The 15,753-nt window shown below is 66.6% G+C and carries 16 protein-coding genes; all 16 read right to left on the reverse strand.

What is annotated here, in order from left to right:
• Positions 1–8: 8 nt before the first annotated feature.
• A complete protein-coding gene (gene gmk, locus AD89_RS0106645; RefSeq protein WP_025777824.1) occupies positions 9–572 on the reverse strand; it encodes a guanylate kinase in 564 nt (187 codons plus the stop codon).
• 19 nt (positions 573–591) lie between these two features.
• On the reverse strand, positions 592–903 hold the full coding sequence (mihF, locus tag AD89_RS0106650; RefSeq protein ID WP_025777825.1) for an integration host factor, actinobacterial type: 312 nt from the start codon (positions 901–903) through the stop codon (positions 592–594).
• Positions 904–1,078: 175 nt separating this feature from the next.
• On the reverse strand, positions 1,079–1,924 hold the full coding sequence (gene pyrF / locus AD89_RS0106655) for an orotidine-5'-phosphate decarboxylase (protein WP_025777826.1): 846 nt from the start codon (positions 1,922–1,924) through the stop codon (positions 1,079–1,081).
• A complete protein-coding gene (carB, locus tag AD89_RS0106660) occupies positions 1,924–5,199 on the reverse strand; it encodes a carbamoyl-phosphate synthase large subunit (RefSeq protein ID WP_025777827.1) in 3,276 nt (1,091 codons plus the stop codon). The genes pyrF and carB overlap by 1 nt, the downstream gene beginning before the upstream one ends.
• Before the next feature lie 12 nt (positions 5,200–5,211).
• Positions 5,212–6,372 (reverse strand): glutamine-hydrolyzing carbamoyl-phosphate synthase small subunit, encoded by a 1,161-nt coding sequence (gene carA, locus AD89_RS0106665; protein WP_025777828.1) that lies wholly within the window; start codon positions 6,370–6,372, stop codon positions 5,212–5,214.
• The gene (locus tag AD89_RS0106670; protein ID WP_025777829.1) at positions 6,369–6,863 is read right to left on the reverse strand and encodes a PH-like domain-containing protein; all 495 of its coding nucleotides are present in this window, start codon (positions 6,861–6,863) and stop codon (positions 6,369–6,371) included. Before AD89_RS0106670 ends, carA begins: the two co-directional genes overlap by 4 nt.
• Positions 6,848–8,161, reverse strand: coding sequence for a dihydroorotase (locus tag AD89_RS0106675; protein ID WP_025777830.1), 1,314 nt, complete (start codon positions 8,159–8,161; stop codon positions 6,848–6,850). The genes AD89_RS0106670 and AD89_RS0106675 overlap by 16 nt, the downstream gene beginning before the upstream one ends.
• Positions 8,154–9,134 carry an aspartate carbamoyltransferase catalytic subunit gene (locus AD89_RS0106680; protein ID WP_025777831.1) on the reverse strand — a complete coding sequence of 327 codons (981 nt, stop codon included), beginning with the start codon at positions 9,132–9,134 and terminating at the stop codon, positions 8,154–8,156. Before AD89_RS0106680 ends, AD89_RS0106675 begins: the two co-directional genes overlap by 8 nt.
• Positions 9,131–9,682 carry a bifunctional pyr operon transcriptional regulator/uracil phosphoribosyltransferase PyrR gene (gene pyrR / locus AD89_RS0106685; RefSeq protein WP_025777832.1) on the reverse strand — a complete coding sequence of 184 codons (552 nt, stop codon included), beginning with the start codon at positions 9,680–9,682 and terminating at the stop codon, positions 9,131–9,133. Before pyrR ends, AD89_RS0106680 begins: the two co-directional genes overlap by 4 nt.
• 110 nt (positions 9,683–9,792) lie before the next feature.
• On the reverse strand, positions 9,793–10,203 hold the full coding sequence (nusB, locus tag AD89_RS0106690) for a transcription antitermination factor NusB (protein WP_025777833.1): 411 nt from the start codon (positions 10,201–10,203) through the stop codon (positions 9,793–9,795).
• Entirely contained in the window at positions 10,204–10,764 is a 561-nt protein-coding gene (gene efp, locus AD89_RS0106695) for an elongation factor P (protein WP_025777834.1), read from the reverse strand.
• A gap of 148 nt (positions 10,765–10,912) precedes the next feature.
• Positions 10,913–12,034 carry a 3-dehydroquinate synthase gene (gene aroB, locus AD89_RS0106700; protein ID WP_025777835.1) on the reverse strand — a complete coding sequence of 374 codons (1,122 nt, stop codon included), beginning with the start codon at positions 12,032–12,034 and terminating at the stop codon, positions 10,913–10,915.
• Between the two features lie 160 nt (positions 12,035–12,194).
• Positions 12,195–12,833, reverse strand: a complete 639-nt coding sequence (locus AD89_RS18260) for a shikimate kinase (RefSeq protein ID WP_025777836.1) — start codon at positions 12,831–12,833, stop codon at positions 12,195–12,197.
• Positions 12,830–14,029 carry a chorismate synthase gene (gene aroC, locus AD89_RS0106710; RefSeq protein ID WP_025777837.1) on the reverse strand — a complete coding sequence of 400 codons (1,200 nt, stop codon included), beginning with the start codon at positions 14,027–14,029 and terminating at the stop codon, positions 12,830–12,832. Before aroC ends, AD89_RS18260 begins: the two co-directional genes overlap by 4 nt.
• 10 nt (positions 14,030–14,039) lie before the next feature.
• The gene (locus AD89_RS0106715; protein ID WP_025777838.1) at positions 14,040–14,819 is read right to left on the reverse strand and encodes a prepilin peptidase; all 780 of its coding nucleotides are present in this window, start codon (positions 14,817–14,819) and stop codon (positions 14,040–14,042) included.
• A gap of 13 nt (positions 14,820–14,832) precedes the next feature.
• Positions 14,833–15,753, reverse strand: coding sequence for a shikimate dehydrogenase family protein (locus AD89_RS18265; RefSeq protein WP_051505124.1), 921 nt, complete (start codon positions 15,751–15,753; stop codon positions 14,833–14,835).

Consider the following 15,753-nt stretch of genomic DNA (forward strand, 5'->3'; position numbering starts at 1 on the left):
ATTCCCATCTAATCGGAAGTGGCTATACCCATCAATGATAGGAGTTCTTCGGCCGCAGTGCGAACGTGGTCGTTGACGATGGTCACGTCGAACTCCGATTCGGCGGCCAATTCGCGTTTCGCGGTGGCCAGTCGCCGCTCCTGCTCCTCTTCGGTTTCGGTGCCGCGGCCGGTCAGTCGGGAGACGAGTTCCTCCCAGCTGGGCGGGGCGAGGAAGACGAAGCGGGCATCGGGCATCTTCTCTTTGACCTGACGGGCGCCCTGCAGGTCGATCTCGAGCAGTGCGGGAATCCCCTGGTCGAGCTTCTCCTCCACCGGAGCCGAAGGCGTGCCGTAGCGGTGGCGCCCGTGGACGACGGCATATTCGAGCAGCCGATCCTCGGCGATGAGAGCGTCGAAAGCGTCGTCGGTGAGGAAGTGATAATGGACACCATCGATCTCACCGGGGCGCCGGGGGCGGGTCGTGGCCGACACGGAGAACCAGACCTCGGGGTGGTTCTGCCGAATATAGGTGCTGATGGTGCCTTTTCCGACGGCGGTCGGACCCGCGAGGACGGTGAGTCGATTATTCACAGGTCTGAGGTTGTCACACTCAGGAATATTTCTCCAACAGGGCGGACTTCTGGTGCACACCCAGACCTTTGATCCGCCGGGAGGTGGCGATGCCGACCTCTTCCATGGCGGCCTCGGCTCGCCGGTCGCCGACTCCGGGCAGGGCCCTGAGCAGATCGAGCACACGCATCTTCGCCAGTGCTTCGTCGTCTGCTGCCTTCTTGAGCACGGCCGCGAGATCGGTATCGCCGGTCTTGAGCGCCGACTTCACTTCGGCTCGTGCCTGACGTGCCTTGAACGCTTTGTCCAACGCAGCGGAACGCTGTTGCGGGGTCAACGGTTCGAGTGCCACTTTGTCTCCTCTGTCACCATGAACGGGCAGGTAGGGAAGTTGTCTCAGTCTAAGACACAATCCCTGCCGAGAGGCGATATGAGCAGAAATTTGTGGCGTGGCGAGCCGGAATCGGCCCACCGACGGAACGCCGAATCCGGTGTTCGGACCGCCCTCGCGATCCGAACACCGGTGCTCAGTCCGCTGCCCTCAGGTCACGGTTGAGTGCGGCTGCGGCGTCGGCCAATCCGTCGGGACCGGCACCGAGCACCGCCCGGGAGGCGGTGGCGAGCACCTGTCCCGATTCCAGGGCCCGGTCGCCGAAGACGGCGCGCAGTTCAGCCAGACCTGCGCCCTGTGCGCCGACGCCGGGAGCGAGGATCGGTCCCCCGCAGTCACTGGGATCGAATCCCAGGTCCGCTGCTGCGGTGCCGATTGTCGCTCCGACGACGAGTCCGAACGAACCGAGCTCGTCGGCCGAGTCCAGTGCCTGAGCGTTGCGCTGCCGGACTCGGGACACGATCGCTGCGGCCACCGATTCGCCGTCTCGCACGGCATGCTGGACCTCCGCCCCTTCCGGGTTCGAGGTCAGCGCGAGGACGAAGACGCCCTTGCCGTGAGCGGCCGCGAGTTCGAACGCCGGCTCCAGGGCTCCGAACCCGAGGTAGGGCGAGACCGTGATCGAGTCCGCGGCCAGCGCGGAGGCGGGGTCGAGGTAGGCCTGCGCGTAGGCGCCCATGGTCGAGCCGATGTCACCGCGTTTGATGTCGAGGACGGTGAGCAGTCCGGCGTCCCTGGCCGCGGCCAGAGTCTCTTCGAGAGCGGCGACTCCGGCGGAGCCGTACTGTTCGAAGAACGCGGACTGCGGTTTCACAGCGGCCACCGAACCCTTGAGCTGCTCGACCGTGCGAAGGGCGAACTCGCGGACGCCCGCAGCACTGGCCGGCAGCCCCCAGGCCGCCAGCAGATGCTCGTGCGGGTCGATTCCCACGCACAGCGGCCCTTGTTCGTCCATGGCGGCTGCCAGCCGAGTGCCGAACATCAGGCGCTCCAGTCCTGCAGGCTGCGCACGTCGAACTTCGAGTCGCGGATCACTTCGAGGGAGGTCACGGCGGCGGCGAATTCGGCCAGCGTGGTGATCAGGGGCACGGAGTTCGCGGTCGCCGCGGCCCGGATCTCATAGCCGTCGGCGCGTTCCTGCCGACCCGACGGCACGTTGATGACCATGTCGATGGTGCCCGCGGTGAGGTAGTCGATGACCGTGCGGTCTTCGGCATCGGCCTCGAAGTGCTTGTGCACCTGAGTGGTCTTGATCCCGTAGCGGGAGAGCACGGCCGCGGTGCCGGTGGTCGCGACGACGTCGAAGCCCATGTCGACGAGTTCCTTGACCGGCAGCACCATGGCCCGTTTGTCCCGATCGGCCACCGACACGAACACGGTGCCCGAGGTCGGCAGCTTCACGGATGACCCGAGCAGTCCCTTCGCAAACGCGGTCGGGAAGTTGTGGTCGATGCCCATGACCTCACCGGTCGAGCGCATCTCGGGGCCGAGGACCGAGTCGACGATCTTGCCGTCGACGGTGGTGAACCGTCTGAACGGCAGGACCGCCTCCTTGACGGCGATCGGATGGTCGAGCGGCAGGGTCGAGCCATCGCCCTCTGCGGTCAGCAGGTCACCGCGGAGGTCCTCGATGGTGCGGCCCACGGCGATGAGCGCCGCGGCCTTCGCCAGCTGGGTCGACGTCGCCTTCGAGACGAAGGGCACGGTGCGCGAGGCCCGTGGGTTGGCTTCGATGACGTGGAGGACGTCGGCGGCGATGGCGAACTGGATGTTGAGCAGTCCACGCACGCCCACGCCTTCGGCGATGGCCTTCGTTCCCTGGCGGACACGCTCGAGCACGTCCTCGCCCAGCGTCAACGAGGGCAGTACGCAGGCGGAGTCGCCGGAGTGGATTCCGGCTTCTTCGATGTGCTCCATGATTCCGCCGATGTAGACCTCGTTGCCGTCGTAGAGGGCATCGACGTCGATCTCGATGGCGTCTTCGAGGAACCGGTCGACGAGGACCGGACGATCGGTGGAGATCTCCGTGGCGCTGGCCATGTAGTCGAACAGCTGGGTGCGATCGTAGACGATCTGCATTCCGCGTCCGCCGAGGACGTAGGAGGGCCGCACGAGCACCGGGTAGCCGATGTTCTCGGCGATCGCTGCCGCTTCCGCAGAGGTCACCGCGGTGCCGTGCTTGGGAGCGGTGAGTCCAGCCCTCTCCAGCACGGTTCCGAACTCTCCGCGGTCCTCGGCCAGGTCGATGGCTTCGGGCTGCGTGCCGAGCACCGGCACGCCTGCGGCCTTGAGCTTGTCGGCCAGGCCCAGCGGGGTCTGCCCGCCGAGGGTGCACACGACGCCGAGGACCTCACCGGCGGCGAGTTCGGCGTGGTAGACCTCCATGACGTCTTCGAACGTCAGGGGTTCGAAGTACAGGCGATCGGCGGTGTCGTAGTCGGTCGAGACGGTCTCCGGGTTGCAGTTGACCATGATCGTCTCGTAACCGGCCGAGCCGATCGCCATGGTGGCGTGGACGCACGAGTAGTCGAACTCGATTCCCTGGCCGATGCGGTTCGGGCCGGAGCCGAGGATGATCACGGCCGGGCGGTCGCGCGGCATGACCTCGGTCTCGGAGTCGTAGCTCGAGTAGTGGTAGGGAGTCTTCGCTTCGAATTCTCCGGCGCAGGTGTCGACTGTTTTGAACACCGGACGCACGCGCAGCGCGTGGCGGATGCCGGTGACGACACTCGTGTCGAGGCTGCGCAGTCCCGCGATCTGCTCGTCGGAGAAGCCGTGGTTCTTCGCCACCCGCAGGACGTGTTCGTCGAGTTCGTCGGCGTCGCGGATATGGGCGGCCACCTCGTTGATGAGTTGGATCTGGTCGAGGTACCAGGGGTCGATCTCGCAGGCGTCGAAGACCTCTGCCGCGCTCAGCCCGGCGGCGAGTCCGCGCTGGACCGAGTGGATGCGGTCAGCGGTGGCGTGCGAGATCGCCTCGAGGACGGATTCGCGGACGTCGTCGTCGGAGACGTCGGGCAGGTCGGTCCAGCTGAACGAGGAGTCCTTCTGCTCGAGTGAGCGCATCGCCTTCTGCAGTGCGGTGGTGAAGTTGCGGCCCAGGGCCATGACTTCGCCGACGGATTTCATCGTCGTCGTCAGGGTCGGATCCGCGGCCGGGAACTTCTCGAAGGTGAAGCGCGGGATCTTCACGACCACATAGTCCAGGGTCGGTTCGAAGCTGGCCGGGGTGACCTTCGTGATGTCGTTGGGGATCTCGTCGAGCGAGTACCCGACGGCGAGCTTCGCGGCCATCTTCGCGATCGGGAAGCCGGTGGCCTTCGACGCCAGCGCCGAGGACCGGGACACGCGTGGGTTCATCTCGATGGTGATGATGCGTCCGGTCTTGGGGTCGACGGCGAACTGGATGTTGCAGCCGCCGGTGTCCACGCCGACGGCGCGGATGATGGCGATGCCGATATCGCGCATCGACTGGTATTCCCGGTCGGTCAGGGTCAGCGCCGGGGCCACCGTGATCGAGTCGCCTGTGTGCACGCCGACGGGGTCGACGTTCTCGATCGAGCACACGACGACGACGTTGTCCTTGTTGTCGCGCATGAGCTCGAGCTCGTATTCCTTCCACCCGAGGATCGATTCCTCGAGCAGCACCTCGTGGGTGATGGAGTCGGACAGGCCGGCGCCGGCGATGCGCCGCAGATCGGCTTCGTCGTAGGCCATGCCCGAGCCGAGGCCGCCCATGGTGAACGAGGGACGCACGACGACCGGGTAGTTGAGTTCTTCGGCCGCTGCCAGGGCTTCGTCGAGCGTGTGGCAGATGGCGGACCGGGCCACCTCGGCGCCGCAGGCCTCGGCGATGTCCTTGAACTTCTGGCGGTCCTCACCGCGCTGGATGGCGTCGACGTCGGCACCGATGAGTTCGACGCCGTACTTCTCGAGCACTCCTGCGTCGTGGAGGGCGATGGCAGCGTTGAGTGCGGTCTGTCCGCCCAGGGTGGGCAGGAGCGCGTCGGGGCGTTCCTTCTCGATGATCGTCTCGATGACGTCCGGATCGATCGGTTCGACATACGTAGCGTCGGCGATGTCCGGGTCGGTCATGATGGTCGCCGGGTTCGAGTTGATGAGGATGACGCGCAGGCCCTCGGAGCGCAGCACACGGCAGGCTTGGGTGCCCGAATAGTCGAATTCGCAGGCCTGGCCGATGACGATGGGGCCGGAGCCGATGACGAGGACGGAGGTGAGGTCGTGTCTCAGTGGCATTGGGTGTTCTCCTTAGGCCTGGGCAGGCGAATCGGCCTGGGAAGCGGACATGAGGTCGACGAAGCGATCGAACAGGTAGCTCGAATCGTGCGGGCCGGCCGCAGCCTCGGGGTGGAATTGGACGGAGAAGGCGGGAATGTCGAGGCAGGCGAGTCCCTCGACGACATCGTCGTTGAGGCACACATGGGACACCGTCACCCGGCCGTAGTCGGCCTTGTGCGGGGCGATGGTCTCACCCGTCAGCGGAGCGTCGACGGCGAAACCGTGGTTCTGCGAGGTGATCTCGACCTTGCCCGTGGTCCGGTCCATCACGGGCACGTTGATGCCGCGGTGGCCGAAGGGCAGCTTATAGGTGCCGAAGCCCAGGGCTCGACCGAGCAGCTGATTGCCGAAGCAGATGCCGAAGAACGGCATGCCTGCATCGAGCACGGCGCGCAGCAGTTCGACCTGGTCGTCTGCGGTGGCGGGGTCGCCGGGGCCGTTGGAGAAGAAGACTCCGTCGACGCCGAGGGCCCGGATCTGCTCGAAGCTGATCGTCGACGGCAGCACATGAACGTCGATTCCGCGTTCCGACAGTCGCTCGGGGGTCATCGACTTGATGCCGAGGTCGACGGCGGCGACGCTGAACCTCTTCTCCCCCGTCGCGGGTACGAGGGTGGGTTCGGTGACCGAGACTTCGTCGACGAGGTTGGCTCCGGCCATCTGCGGGGAGGCCTGGACTCGTGCGAGGAGTTCGGACTCGGGCGCCTCGGCGGCGGCGCCGGAGAAGATGCCCACGCGCATGGCTCCCTTGTCGCGCAGGTGGCGGGTCAGGGCTCGGGTGTCGACGTCGGAGATGCCGACGATCTCGGACTCGGTCAGCCAGTCGACGAGGTCGCCTTCGGAACGCCAGTTCGACGAGATCCGCGAGGCGTCGCGGACGACATATCCGGCGGCCCAGATCCGGGCGGATTCGTCATCGGTGCGGTTGACTCCGGTGTTGCCGATGTGCGGAGCGGCCTGGATGATGATCTGTCGGTGGTAGGACGGGTCTGTCAGCGTCTCCTGGTAGCCGGACATGGCGGTGACGAAAACGGCCTCACCGGTGGTTTCGCCGATGTGTCCGTAGGCGGATCCGTGGAAGGTCCGGCCGTCTTCGAGGACGAGGACGGCGGGGGTGGTGGAAAAGCTCATTGTGCCTCTTCGATCATTTCGCGGATGCGGTCGACGGTGGGGGTGGTGGATGCGGCGTAGCGGGCGCGGAAGCCCGTGTCGACGAGGGTGTCGCCGAGATGCCAGGTGATGCGGATGATGCCTCCGCGTTCGACGAATTTGCCGATCATCCCGTTCGTGGTGTCCACGGAGACGATGTCGCGGCGCGGGATGAGGAAGTCTTCGCGTCCGGCCAGGTCCATGATCACTCCCCCGTCGGTGACGACGAGTTCCCCGGTGGTGCGGATGCCCAGGCCGTGGACGGCGACGCGTTCGAGCGGATGGCCGGCTTTCGTCGTCGACACATAGGAGCCTTCGACGGGTTCGGCGACGGCTTTGATGCCCATATGGGGCTTCGGCGGGGTGACGACTTCCGCCTGGGCCTGTTTGCGTCGGCTCCATCCCCAGGCGATTGCGACGATCACGAGGAGGATGACGGCGGCGACGATGAGTGTGCCTACTGTTGTGTCCATGTTGCTCCTGCCGGGTGGGGTGTGGTCAGTGCCCCTGCGGCCAAGACCCGGTGGCCGTAGAAGAAGGTGTCGGTGACCTGAGTGGTGACTTCGACACCGGCGAAGGGGTTGTTGCGTCCCTTCGTGGCGTGCTCGGCGGGTTCGATGCGGTGCGGTGCGGCCGGGTCGACGAGGACGATGTTCGCGCTCGCCCCGACTTCGAGGCTGCCGTGTCCGGAGGCTCCGGTGATCCGTGCCGGTGCCGATGACATCACGCGGGCCACATCGCCGAAGTCGAAGTCGTGGTCGGCCATGGCGGCGACGACGATGGACAGCGCGGATTCCATGCCGACCATGCCCATGGCCGCGGCGGTCCATTCGCTGCACTTGTGTTCGGCGGTGTGCGGGGCGTGGTCGGTGCCGACGACGTCGATCGTGCCGTCTGCCAGAGCAGTCCGCAGTGCCTGCACGTCGCGGTCGGTGCGCAGCGGCGGGTTGACCTTGTACACGGGGTCGAAGGTGCGTACGAGTTCGTCGGTGAGCATGAGATGGTGCGGTGTCACCTCGGCGGTCACGGCGATCCCCCGGGCCTTGGCCCAGCGGATGAGGTCGACGCTGCCGGCGGTGGAGACGTGGCAGATGTGCAGCCGGGATCCGACGTGTTCGGCCAGGAGCACATCGCGGGCGATGATCGACTCCTCGGCGACGGCGGGCCAGCCGGGCAGTCCGAGTTCGGCCGAGACCGTTCCCTCGTTCATCTGCGCGCCTTCGGTCAGGCGAGGTTCCTGTGCGTGCTGGGCGATGATCCCGTCGAAGGTCTTGACGTATTCGAGGGCGCGGCGCATGAGCAGCGGATCGGACACGCAGATGCCGTCGTCGGAGAACATGCGCACGCGGGCACCCGAACGTGCCATGGCCCCGAGTTCGGCGAGCTGCCGGCCTTCGAGACCGGTGGTCACGGCACCGACGGGGACGACCTCGGTGAAACCGGCGGCGCGGCCGAGGCGGTGGACCTGTTCGACGACTCCTGCGGTGTCGGCCACGGGAGCGGTGTTGGCCATGGCATGGACACAGGTGAATCCGCCCGATGCCGCCGAACGGGATCCGGTGAGCACCGTCTCGGCGTCCTCTTTGCCCGGTTCGCGCAGGTGGGTGTGCATGTCGACGAATCCGGGCAGCGCCACGAGGCCCGCGCCCTCGACGGTCTCATATCCGCCTGCGCCCAGCAGCTCGGGATCGACGATGCGTCCGTCCTGGATCGCGATATCGGCGACTCCGCGTCCGAGGACGTCGGCACCGCGGATGAGGTAATCAGTCATTGGTCTCCTCCTGACCGGTCAGCAGACGGTAGAGGACCGCCATGCGCACGCTCACTCCGTTCTCGACTTGGTCGAGGACGAGGGCGCGGGGTGAATCCGCTGCGGCAGCGGAGATCTCGAAACCGCGGTTCATGGGGCCCGGGTGCATGATGAAGGTCGACTCCGGCAGGTCGGCCAGCCGGGCCGCGCTCAGTCCCCACAGGCGGGCGTATTCGCGTTCGTTGGGGAAGAAGGACTCGTGCATCCTCTCCTGCTGGACCCGCAGCATCATCACGGCGGCGAAGTCCTCGGCGCTCAGCGCCGAATCGAAGTCGAAGTGAACGGTCACCGGCCAGTTCTCCACTCCCCACGGCAGGAGGGTGGGTGGGGCGATGAGATGGACGTCGGCGCCGAGGCGGGCGAGCAGGTGGACGTTCGACCGAGCCACTCGGGAGTGCAGGATGTCTCCGACGATAGCGACCTTCGCGCCGTCCAGCCCCTGGCCGCGCGGTCCCCCGGACACCGGCCCCGAGGCGGGAACACCGGCCAAGGCCCGGCGCAGGGTGAAGGCGTCGAGCAGTGCCTGAGTGGGGTGTTCGTGGGTGCCGTCGCCGGCGTTGACGACGGGGACGTCGATCCACCCGGTGTGAGCGAGACGGTGGGCGGTGCCGGCCCCCGAGTGGCGGACGACGATGGCATCGGCGCCCATCGCCGAGATCGTCTGGATGGTGTCCTGGAGGCTCTCGCCCTTCGATACTGACGAGCCCTTCGCGGAGAAGTTGAGAACATCGGCCGAGAGCCGTTTGGCTGCGGCTTCGAAGGACAGCCGGGTGCGCGTGGAATCTTCGAAGAACAGGTTGACCACGGTGCGTCCGCGCAGCACGGGCAGCTTCTTGACCTCTCGTTCGGACACGAGGGTCATCTCCTCGGCGATGTCGAGGATGCCGATGGCATCGTCTCGGCTGAGCGAAGTGGTGTCGAGCAGATGCTTCATTCGCGGCCTCCCGAGATGCTCACGGAGTCGTCACCGTCGATTTCGGTGAGAGCGACGTTGACGCGTTCGCTGCTCGACGTCGGCAGGTTCTTGCCCACATGGTCGGCGCGGATCGGCAGGTCCCGGTGACCGCGGTCGACGAGGACCGCGAGGCGGACCTTCGCGGGGCGACCGACATCGGCGAGAGCATCGAGAGCGGCGCGGATGGTGCGTCCGGAGAAGAGCACATCGTCGACGAGGACGACGGTCTTCGCATCGATTCCGCCGGTCGGGATGGAGGTGGGTTCGGGTGCCCGGTAGGAGCCGCCGCGCAGATCGTCGCGGTACATCGTGATGTCGAGGCTGCCGGCGAGTTCGGATGCGGTCTCCGGCTGCCCGGAGATGGATGCGATCGCCTCGGCGAGTCGGTGGGCCAGCGGGACTCCGCGGCGTGGGATGCCTAAGAGGACGAGGTCGTCGCTGCCCTTGTTGGATTCGATGATCTCGTGCGCGATGCGGGTGATCGCCCGCGAGATATCGGGGGCGTCCAGCACTGTTCGCTGTGTCATATTTCCCCTTCTCCGCCTCTCTGGACGGTGGTTAAAGGAGTGGTTCGATTCGATTGTAGACCCGGTGGGATGCCGACCAGAGGGCGGGTCCGGAATCCGGACCCGCCGGCTCAGATGAGTGTCGGTTTGACGTCGAGGATGCGGGAGAGCAGCCCCGAGACGAATCCGGGAGAGTCATCTGTGGAGAACTGTCGGGCCAGGGACACGGCCTCGTCGATGGCCACCTTGTCGGGTACCTCGTCGTTGAACAGCATCTCCCAGGTTCCGATCTCGAGCAGCGACCGGTCGACGGCCGGCATCCGGTCCAGGGTCCAACCTTCTGAGTAGGTGGAGATGATCTCGTCGATCTCCGCCTGCTTCTCGGTGATGCCCTTGACGATCTCGACCGCGTATTCCTTCATCGGATAGTCGGGATCGTTCGACCGCAAGGTGACGAGTTCGTCCATGGCCAGTCGACGCTGCCCGGCTTCGAAGAGCAGCTCGAGAGCCCGGCGACGGGCTCGGGTACGCGCGGATGCCACTTACTTGACGCGACCGAGGTAGTCGCCGCTGCGGGTGTCGACCTTGACCTTCACGCCCTCTTCGAGGAACAGGGGCACCTGGATCTCGTAGCCGGTCTCGAGAGTCGCCGGCTTCGAGCCGCCGGTCGAACGGTCACCCTGGAGTCCGGGTTCGGTGTGGGTGATGGTCAGCTCGACCGAGGGCGGCAGCTCCACCGACAGCGGGGTGCCTTCGTGGAACGAGATCTGCAGATCCTGGTTCTCGAGCATGTAGTTCGCGGCGTCGCCGACGAGCTCTGCGGAGATGTTGACCTGGTCGTAGTCCTTGGCGTCCATGAACACGTAGTCGGTGCCGTCATGGTAGAGGTACTGCATATCGCGGCGGTCGACATTCGCGGTCTCGACCTTGGTGCCGGCGTTGAAGGTCTTGTCGATGATCTTGCCGGAGATGACGTTCTTCAGCTTGGTGCGGACGAAGGCCGGTCCCTTTCCGGGCTTGACGTGCTGGAATTCGAGCACCTGCCACAGCTGGTTGTCGAGGTTGAGCACAAGGCCGTTCTTCAGGTCGTTCGTTGTCGCCACTAATTCGTCCTTCTTCGGTTCAGTCCTGATCACCGAATGGTGATCGCAGTCGGCACGGCGCGCCGCCCAGCCCCGCGGTTCGGGGTCGACGAATGCGCCACTGGGTAAGTCTAGCAAGCTTCAGCGGGACGCTTCCATTTGGGCGGGGTCAGTCGAGGCCGAGTCCGATGCCGAGGGGAACCGTCGGCGAATCCTCACCGATCTCCTGGTAGGCGGTGAAGAGGATGGAGGCATCGGGGATTTCGACGGTGCTCGGTTCGCCGATGTCGCTCAGCAGCACCATCCGCAGCATCGCTCCGCGGGCTTTCTTGTCTCTCTTCATCGTCTCGAGCAGCTGCGGCCAGACGTCGGAGCGGTACCCCACGGGCAGTCCGAGCTTGCCGAGCAGTTCGCGGTGGAGGTCGACGACTTCGTAGGGCAGGTTCTTGATCATCGACGCCACCTCGGCGGCGAAGACCATGCCCACCGACACGGCGGCACCGTGGCGCCACTGGTAGCGCTCCTTGTGTTCGATCGCATGGCCGAGGGTGTGACCGTAGTTGAGTATCTCCCGGCGTCCGGATTCCTTGAAGTCTCCGGAGACGATCTCGGCCTTGACCCGGATGGAGCGTTCGATGAGTTCGCGCAGCACGGGTCCGTGCACATCGGCGATCTCGTCCTTCGAATGGTTCGACACGAGGTCGAGGATCGCGGGGTCGGCGATGAATCCGGTCTTGACCACTTCGGCGAGTCCGGTGAACAGTTCGTTCTCCGGCAGCGTCCCGAGCGTGTCGAGGTCGACGAGGACCCCGGAGGGTGCGTGGAAGGAGCCGACGAGGTTCTTGCCTTCGGCGGTGTTGATTCCGGTCTTGCCGCCGACGGAGGCATCGACCATTCCGAGGACGGTGGTGGGGATGTGGATGACCGTGATTCCGCGCAGCCAGGTGGCGGCGACGAATCCGCCGAGGTCGCTCACCGCTCCCCCGCCGACGGTGACGATCGCGTCGGTGCGGGTGAAGTCGGACTGGCCGAGGACCTGCCAGCAGAATGCGGCGACCTGGACGTGCTTGGCCTCTTCGGCGTCGGGGATCTCCGCGGCCACGGCTTCGAGGCCGGCGGCGGCGAGGTCGTCGCGGACGGTCTCACCGGTCGTCCGCAGGGCGCGGGGGTGGATGACGAGGACTTTCTCGACACGGTTGCCGAGCAGCTCGGGCAGTTCGCCGAGCAGTCCCTGGCCGACGAGGACGGGGTAGTTCCCGCCGGCGTCCACATTGATGCGTGTGAGGCTCATTCGTCCGTCTTCCTGATCGTTCATCGTCTTCTCTCAAGGCTTGTCCGCGCCGAGGAGGCTCGGATTCGAGGCACTGATTCCGTCGGCCGAACCCAGCCTAGCTCTCACCGGTGCCCGACGGCGAAACGCGCAGCCGGTGCGCTCACCGCCGGGTGCGTGCTCAGGTCCCCTGCGGGGAGCCGTCATCCTCAGAATTGGCGTACTTCGCGTACTCTTCGGCTCGCTGCAGACCGGTGAGAACGTCGACGACTCGGTTGACCACCGTCGACGGCGGTGAGTTCGACGCTTGGACCCGGAAGGTCGCGACCTGCTCGTAGAGCGGTTCGCGTTCGCTGACCAGGGCCAGCCAGTTCTCCACCGGGCTTCCGGCACCACGCAGCAGGGGCCGATGCGGGGCGGTCAGTCGCTGTGCCACGGTGTCGACATCGATATCGATGTGCACGACTTTGATCGCCGGGTGTCGCAGCTGTGCTCGGGTGCCGGGGTTGAGGATCGCTCCTCCGCCCAGGGACACGATGCCCGGACGGTCGAGCAGACGACGCAGTGCTCTGCGCACGACCTCGCGTTCGATGCGTCGGAAGTGATCTTCGCCGCGTTCGACGAAGATCTCCGAGATGACCCCGTACTTGTCGACGATGTTCGCGTCCGTGTCCGTCAGCGGCAGGCCGAGCCGGTCTGCGAGCAGCCGACCGATCGTCGACTTCCCTGCCGCCGGCGGACCGGAGAGCACGATGCGCGAGAGCGCGGCGGGGACCGGTTCCAGGGGCGGGACCGGTTTGGGCAGCGGGGGGTGGTTCATCGTCCGATGCGGAGGTTCTCCGGAATGGCCGCGACATAGGCGTCCAGGTTCCGCTTCGTCTCGGCAACGGAGTCTCCGCCGAACTTCTCGACGACCGCCTCAGCGAGCACGAGGGCCATCATGGCTTCGGCGACGACGCCGGAGGCGGGCACCGCGCAGACGTCGGAGCGCTGATGATTCGCCTTCGCGGCCTCACCGGTCTCGACGTCGACCGTCGCCAGGGCGCGCGGAACTGTCGCGATCGGCTTCATTCCCGCCCGCACGCGCAGCGGTCCGCCCGTGGACATGCCGCCTTCGGTGCCGCCGGCGCGGTTGCTCGTGCGGCGGAATCCGTCGGGTCCGACGTCCAGTTCGTCATGGGCTCGCGAGCCGGGACGCTTCGTGGTGAGGAATCCGTCTCCGACCTCGACTCCCTTGATCGCCTGGATGCCCATGAGGGCGCCGGCCAGGCGGGAGTCGAGACGACGGTCCCAATGCACATGGGAGCCCAGCCCCGGAGGCAGGTCGTAGGCGAGGACCTCGACGACTCCGCCGAGGGTGTCCCCGGCCTTCTTCGCCGCGTCGATCTCGGTGACCATCGCGGCCGAGAGGTCTGCGTCGAAGCAGCGGACCGGATCGGCGTCCAGGGCGTCGACATCGGCTGCGGTCGGCAGTGCGGGCAGGGCATCGGCTGAGTGTTCGGCACCGCCGATGGCCACGGTGTGGGAGACGAGGGTGATGCCCAGTTCGGCGAGGAAGTTCGCCGCCACGGTGCCCAGCGCCACACGCATCGCGGTCTCACGTGCCGAGGCGCGTTCCAACACGGGGCGAGCCTCATCGAAGCCGTACTTCTGCATCCCGACGATATCGGCATGCCCCGGTCGCGGCCGGGTCAGCGGGGCGTTGCGGGCCAGTCCTTCGAGTTCGGAGGCGTCGACGGGGTCCGGGCTCATCACGGACTCCCATTTCGGCCATTCGGTGTTGCCGACCTCGATGGCCACGGGCGAGCCCAAGGTCTGCCCGTGTCGGACACCGCCGAGGAGACGCACCTCGTCGGCTTCGAACTTCATCCGGGCACCGCGGCCATAGCCGAGTCGGCGCCGAGCCAAGCTCGCGCGAATATCGTCCCTGGTGATCGGTACATGGGCGGGAAGCCCTTCAATGATCCCGGTCAGCACTTCGCCGTGGGATTCGCCTGCAGTCAGCCATCTCAACATTCCACCGATTCTACAAAAGTATTGGGGCGAACAGGCACCCGAGCCACATGCCGGAAAGCATCGCCGGTCCGAAGGCGATGGTCACCCCGCGAACCCGACCGGCTCGGACCGCAGCGATGAGCGCCCAGATCCCGCTGATGAGCATCATGGCGACCAGCACGAGCGCGGGCGCCCACGGATCGAAGAGACCGGGCACGGCGAAGACGATGAACGCGAGCTTGACGTCCCCGAGCCCCATCGACCGAACCCGCAGCACACGCCCCACCAGGTGCAGTGCCGTGAAGAAGACGAGGGCGAGGAGTCCGGCGAAGAATGCTGAGAACCACATCGGCAGGTCTCCGAGCACGGAGCCTGTGATGATGAGCCCCAGGGCCAGCAGCGACAGCGGGATGACGATCCGATCAGGCAGTCTGCGTAGGCTGACATCCGCGGTGGCGAGGAACGGTGTGGCGCCGGAGACGAGGCCCAGCAGCAGGGCGGAGACGATGCGATCGGCCGAGTTCGGCTCGGCCGGGGTGAACGTCGTCCCGCTCAGCGGCGCATATGCGCTCCACCCGGTATCCGGTGGTGCGAGCACAGTGAGGGTGAAGACGACGGCGGCGACTGCGGCGATGACGAGTGCGGCCACCAGCGGTCCGGGCCCTCGAGCCCATTTGGAGGCGTGCCACCGGTGCAGGTGTGCGGTGTCGTTGAGCCAGGTCTGCGGGGCTGCGGCAAGGATGAGGCCGCAGCCCAGAGCGGTCAGCACCGTGACACCGATGGTCATCCCGTGCAGCACTCCGGCGCCCATCTCGATACCCGGTTCAGTCGTGGACCCGGGCGGGTGGGCCCTCGAGTGCTGCGTACATGGCCGACGCGACCCGCGAGGTCAGGTCGTCTGCTGCCGGCAGGGTCGTCGACGTCGGCAGGGTCTCCGTCGTGGTTGGGTCGTCGGCCCTGGCCGCGGCGAGGAACATCTCGAACTGGGCGACGGCCTGTTCGACGAGCATGGCGGTTCCGGCGACGGGGCGCAGGTCGTGCGCGGCGGCCGCGGCGAGGAAGGTCGAATCGGCGGCGTAGGCGACGTCGAGGGCGATGGCACCGGGGGCGAAGGATTCGTCCCAGATCGGGTCGGGGGCCGCCTCGGCGGGCAGGGTGGAGATGACGATCGCCGAGGGACCGATCCGGCTCAGATCTCCCACCGAGGCGGTCAGTCCGATCCGTTCGGCCAGATCGAGGACCCGCCGGGCACGGTCAGGGTTGCGGACGCGGAAGTCCACGTGTGCGATCCCGAGGTCGCGGCAGGCCACGAGCGCCGAGGCGGCCGTGGCTCCGGCGCCGAGGATCGTCGCCCGACCGGCTCCCGCACCACCGGCCCCGGCCGGTCCCGATTCTCTGTGTGGGGCGATCGCCCGCACGATGCCGCGTACGTCGGTGTTGGCCACCTGCACCCGACCGCTGCGTCGGATGAGGGTGTTGCCGGCCGCTGTCAGTGCGGCCGTCTCGTCGATGTCCCATCCGCGAACGGCTGCGAGTGTGACGAGACGGTCCTTCAACGGCATCGTCAGCGAGAACCCGATGTGCTCGGGATGGGAGTCGAGGAACCCCTCGAGCTCTTCCGAGCCGAGTTCGAATCGGGAGTATTCGCTGGTCTCCATGTGCAGCGCCGCGAAGGCGGCACGGTGGAGCAGCGGGGACTTCGAATGTGCGATCGGCGAGCCGAGCACTGCGGCGAGGATCCTCAC

Origin of the sequence: Brevibacterium sp. VCM10 (genome assembly GCF_000583215.1) — a bacterium.
GTDB lineage: Bacteria > Actinomycetota > Actinomycetes > Actinomycetales > Brevibacteriaceae > Brevibacterium > Brevibacterium linens.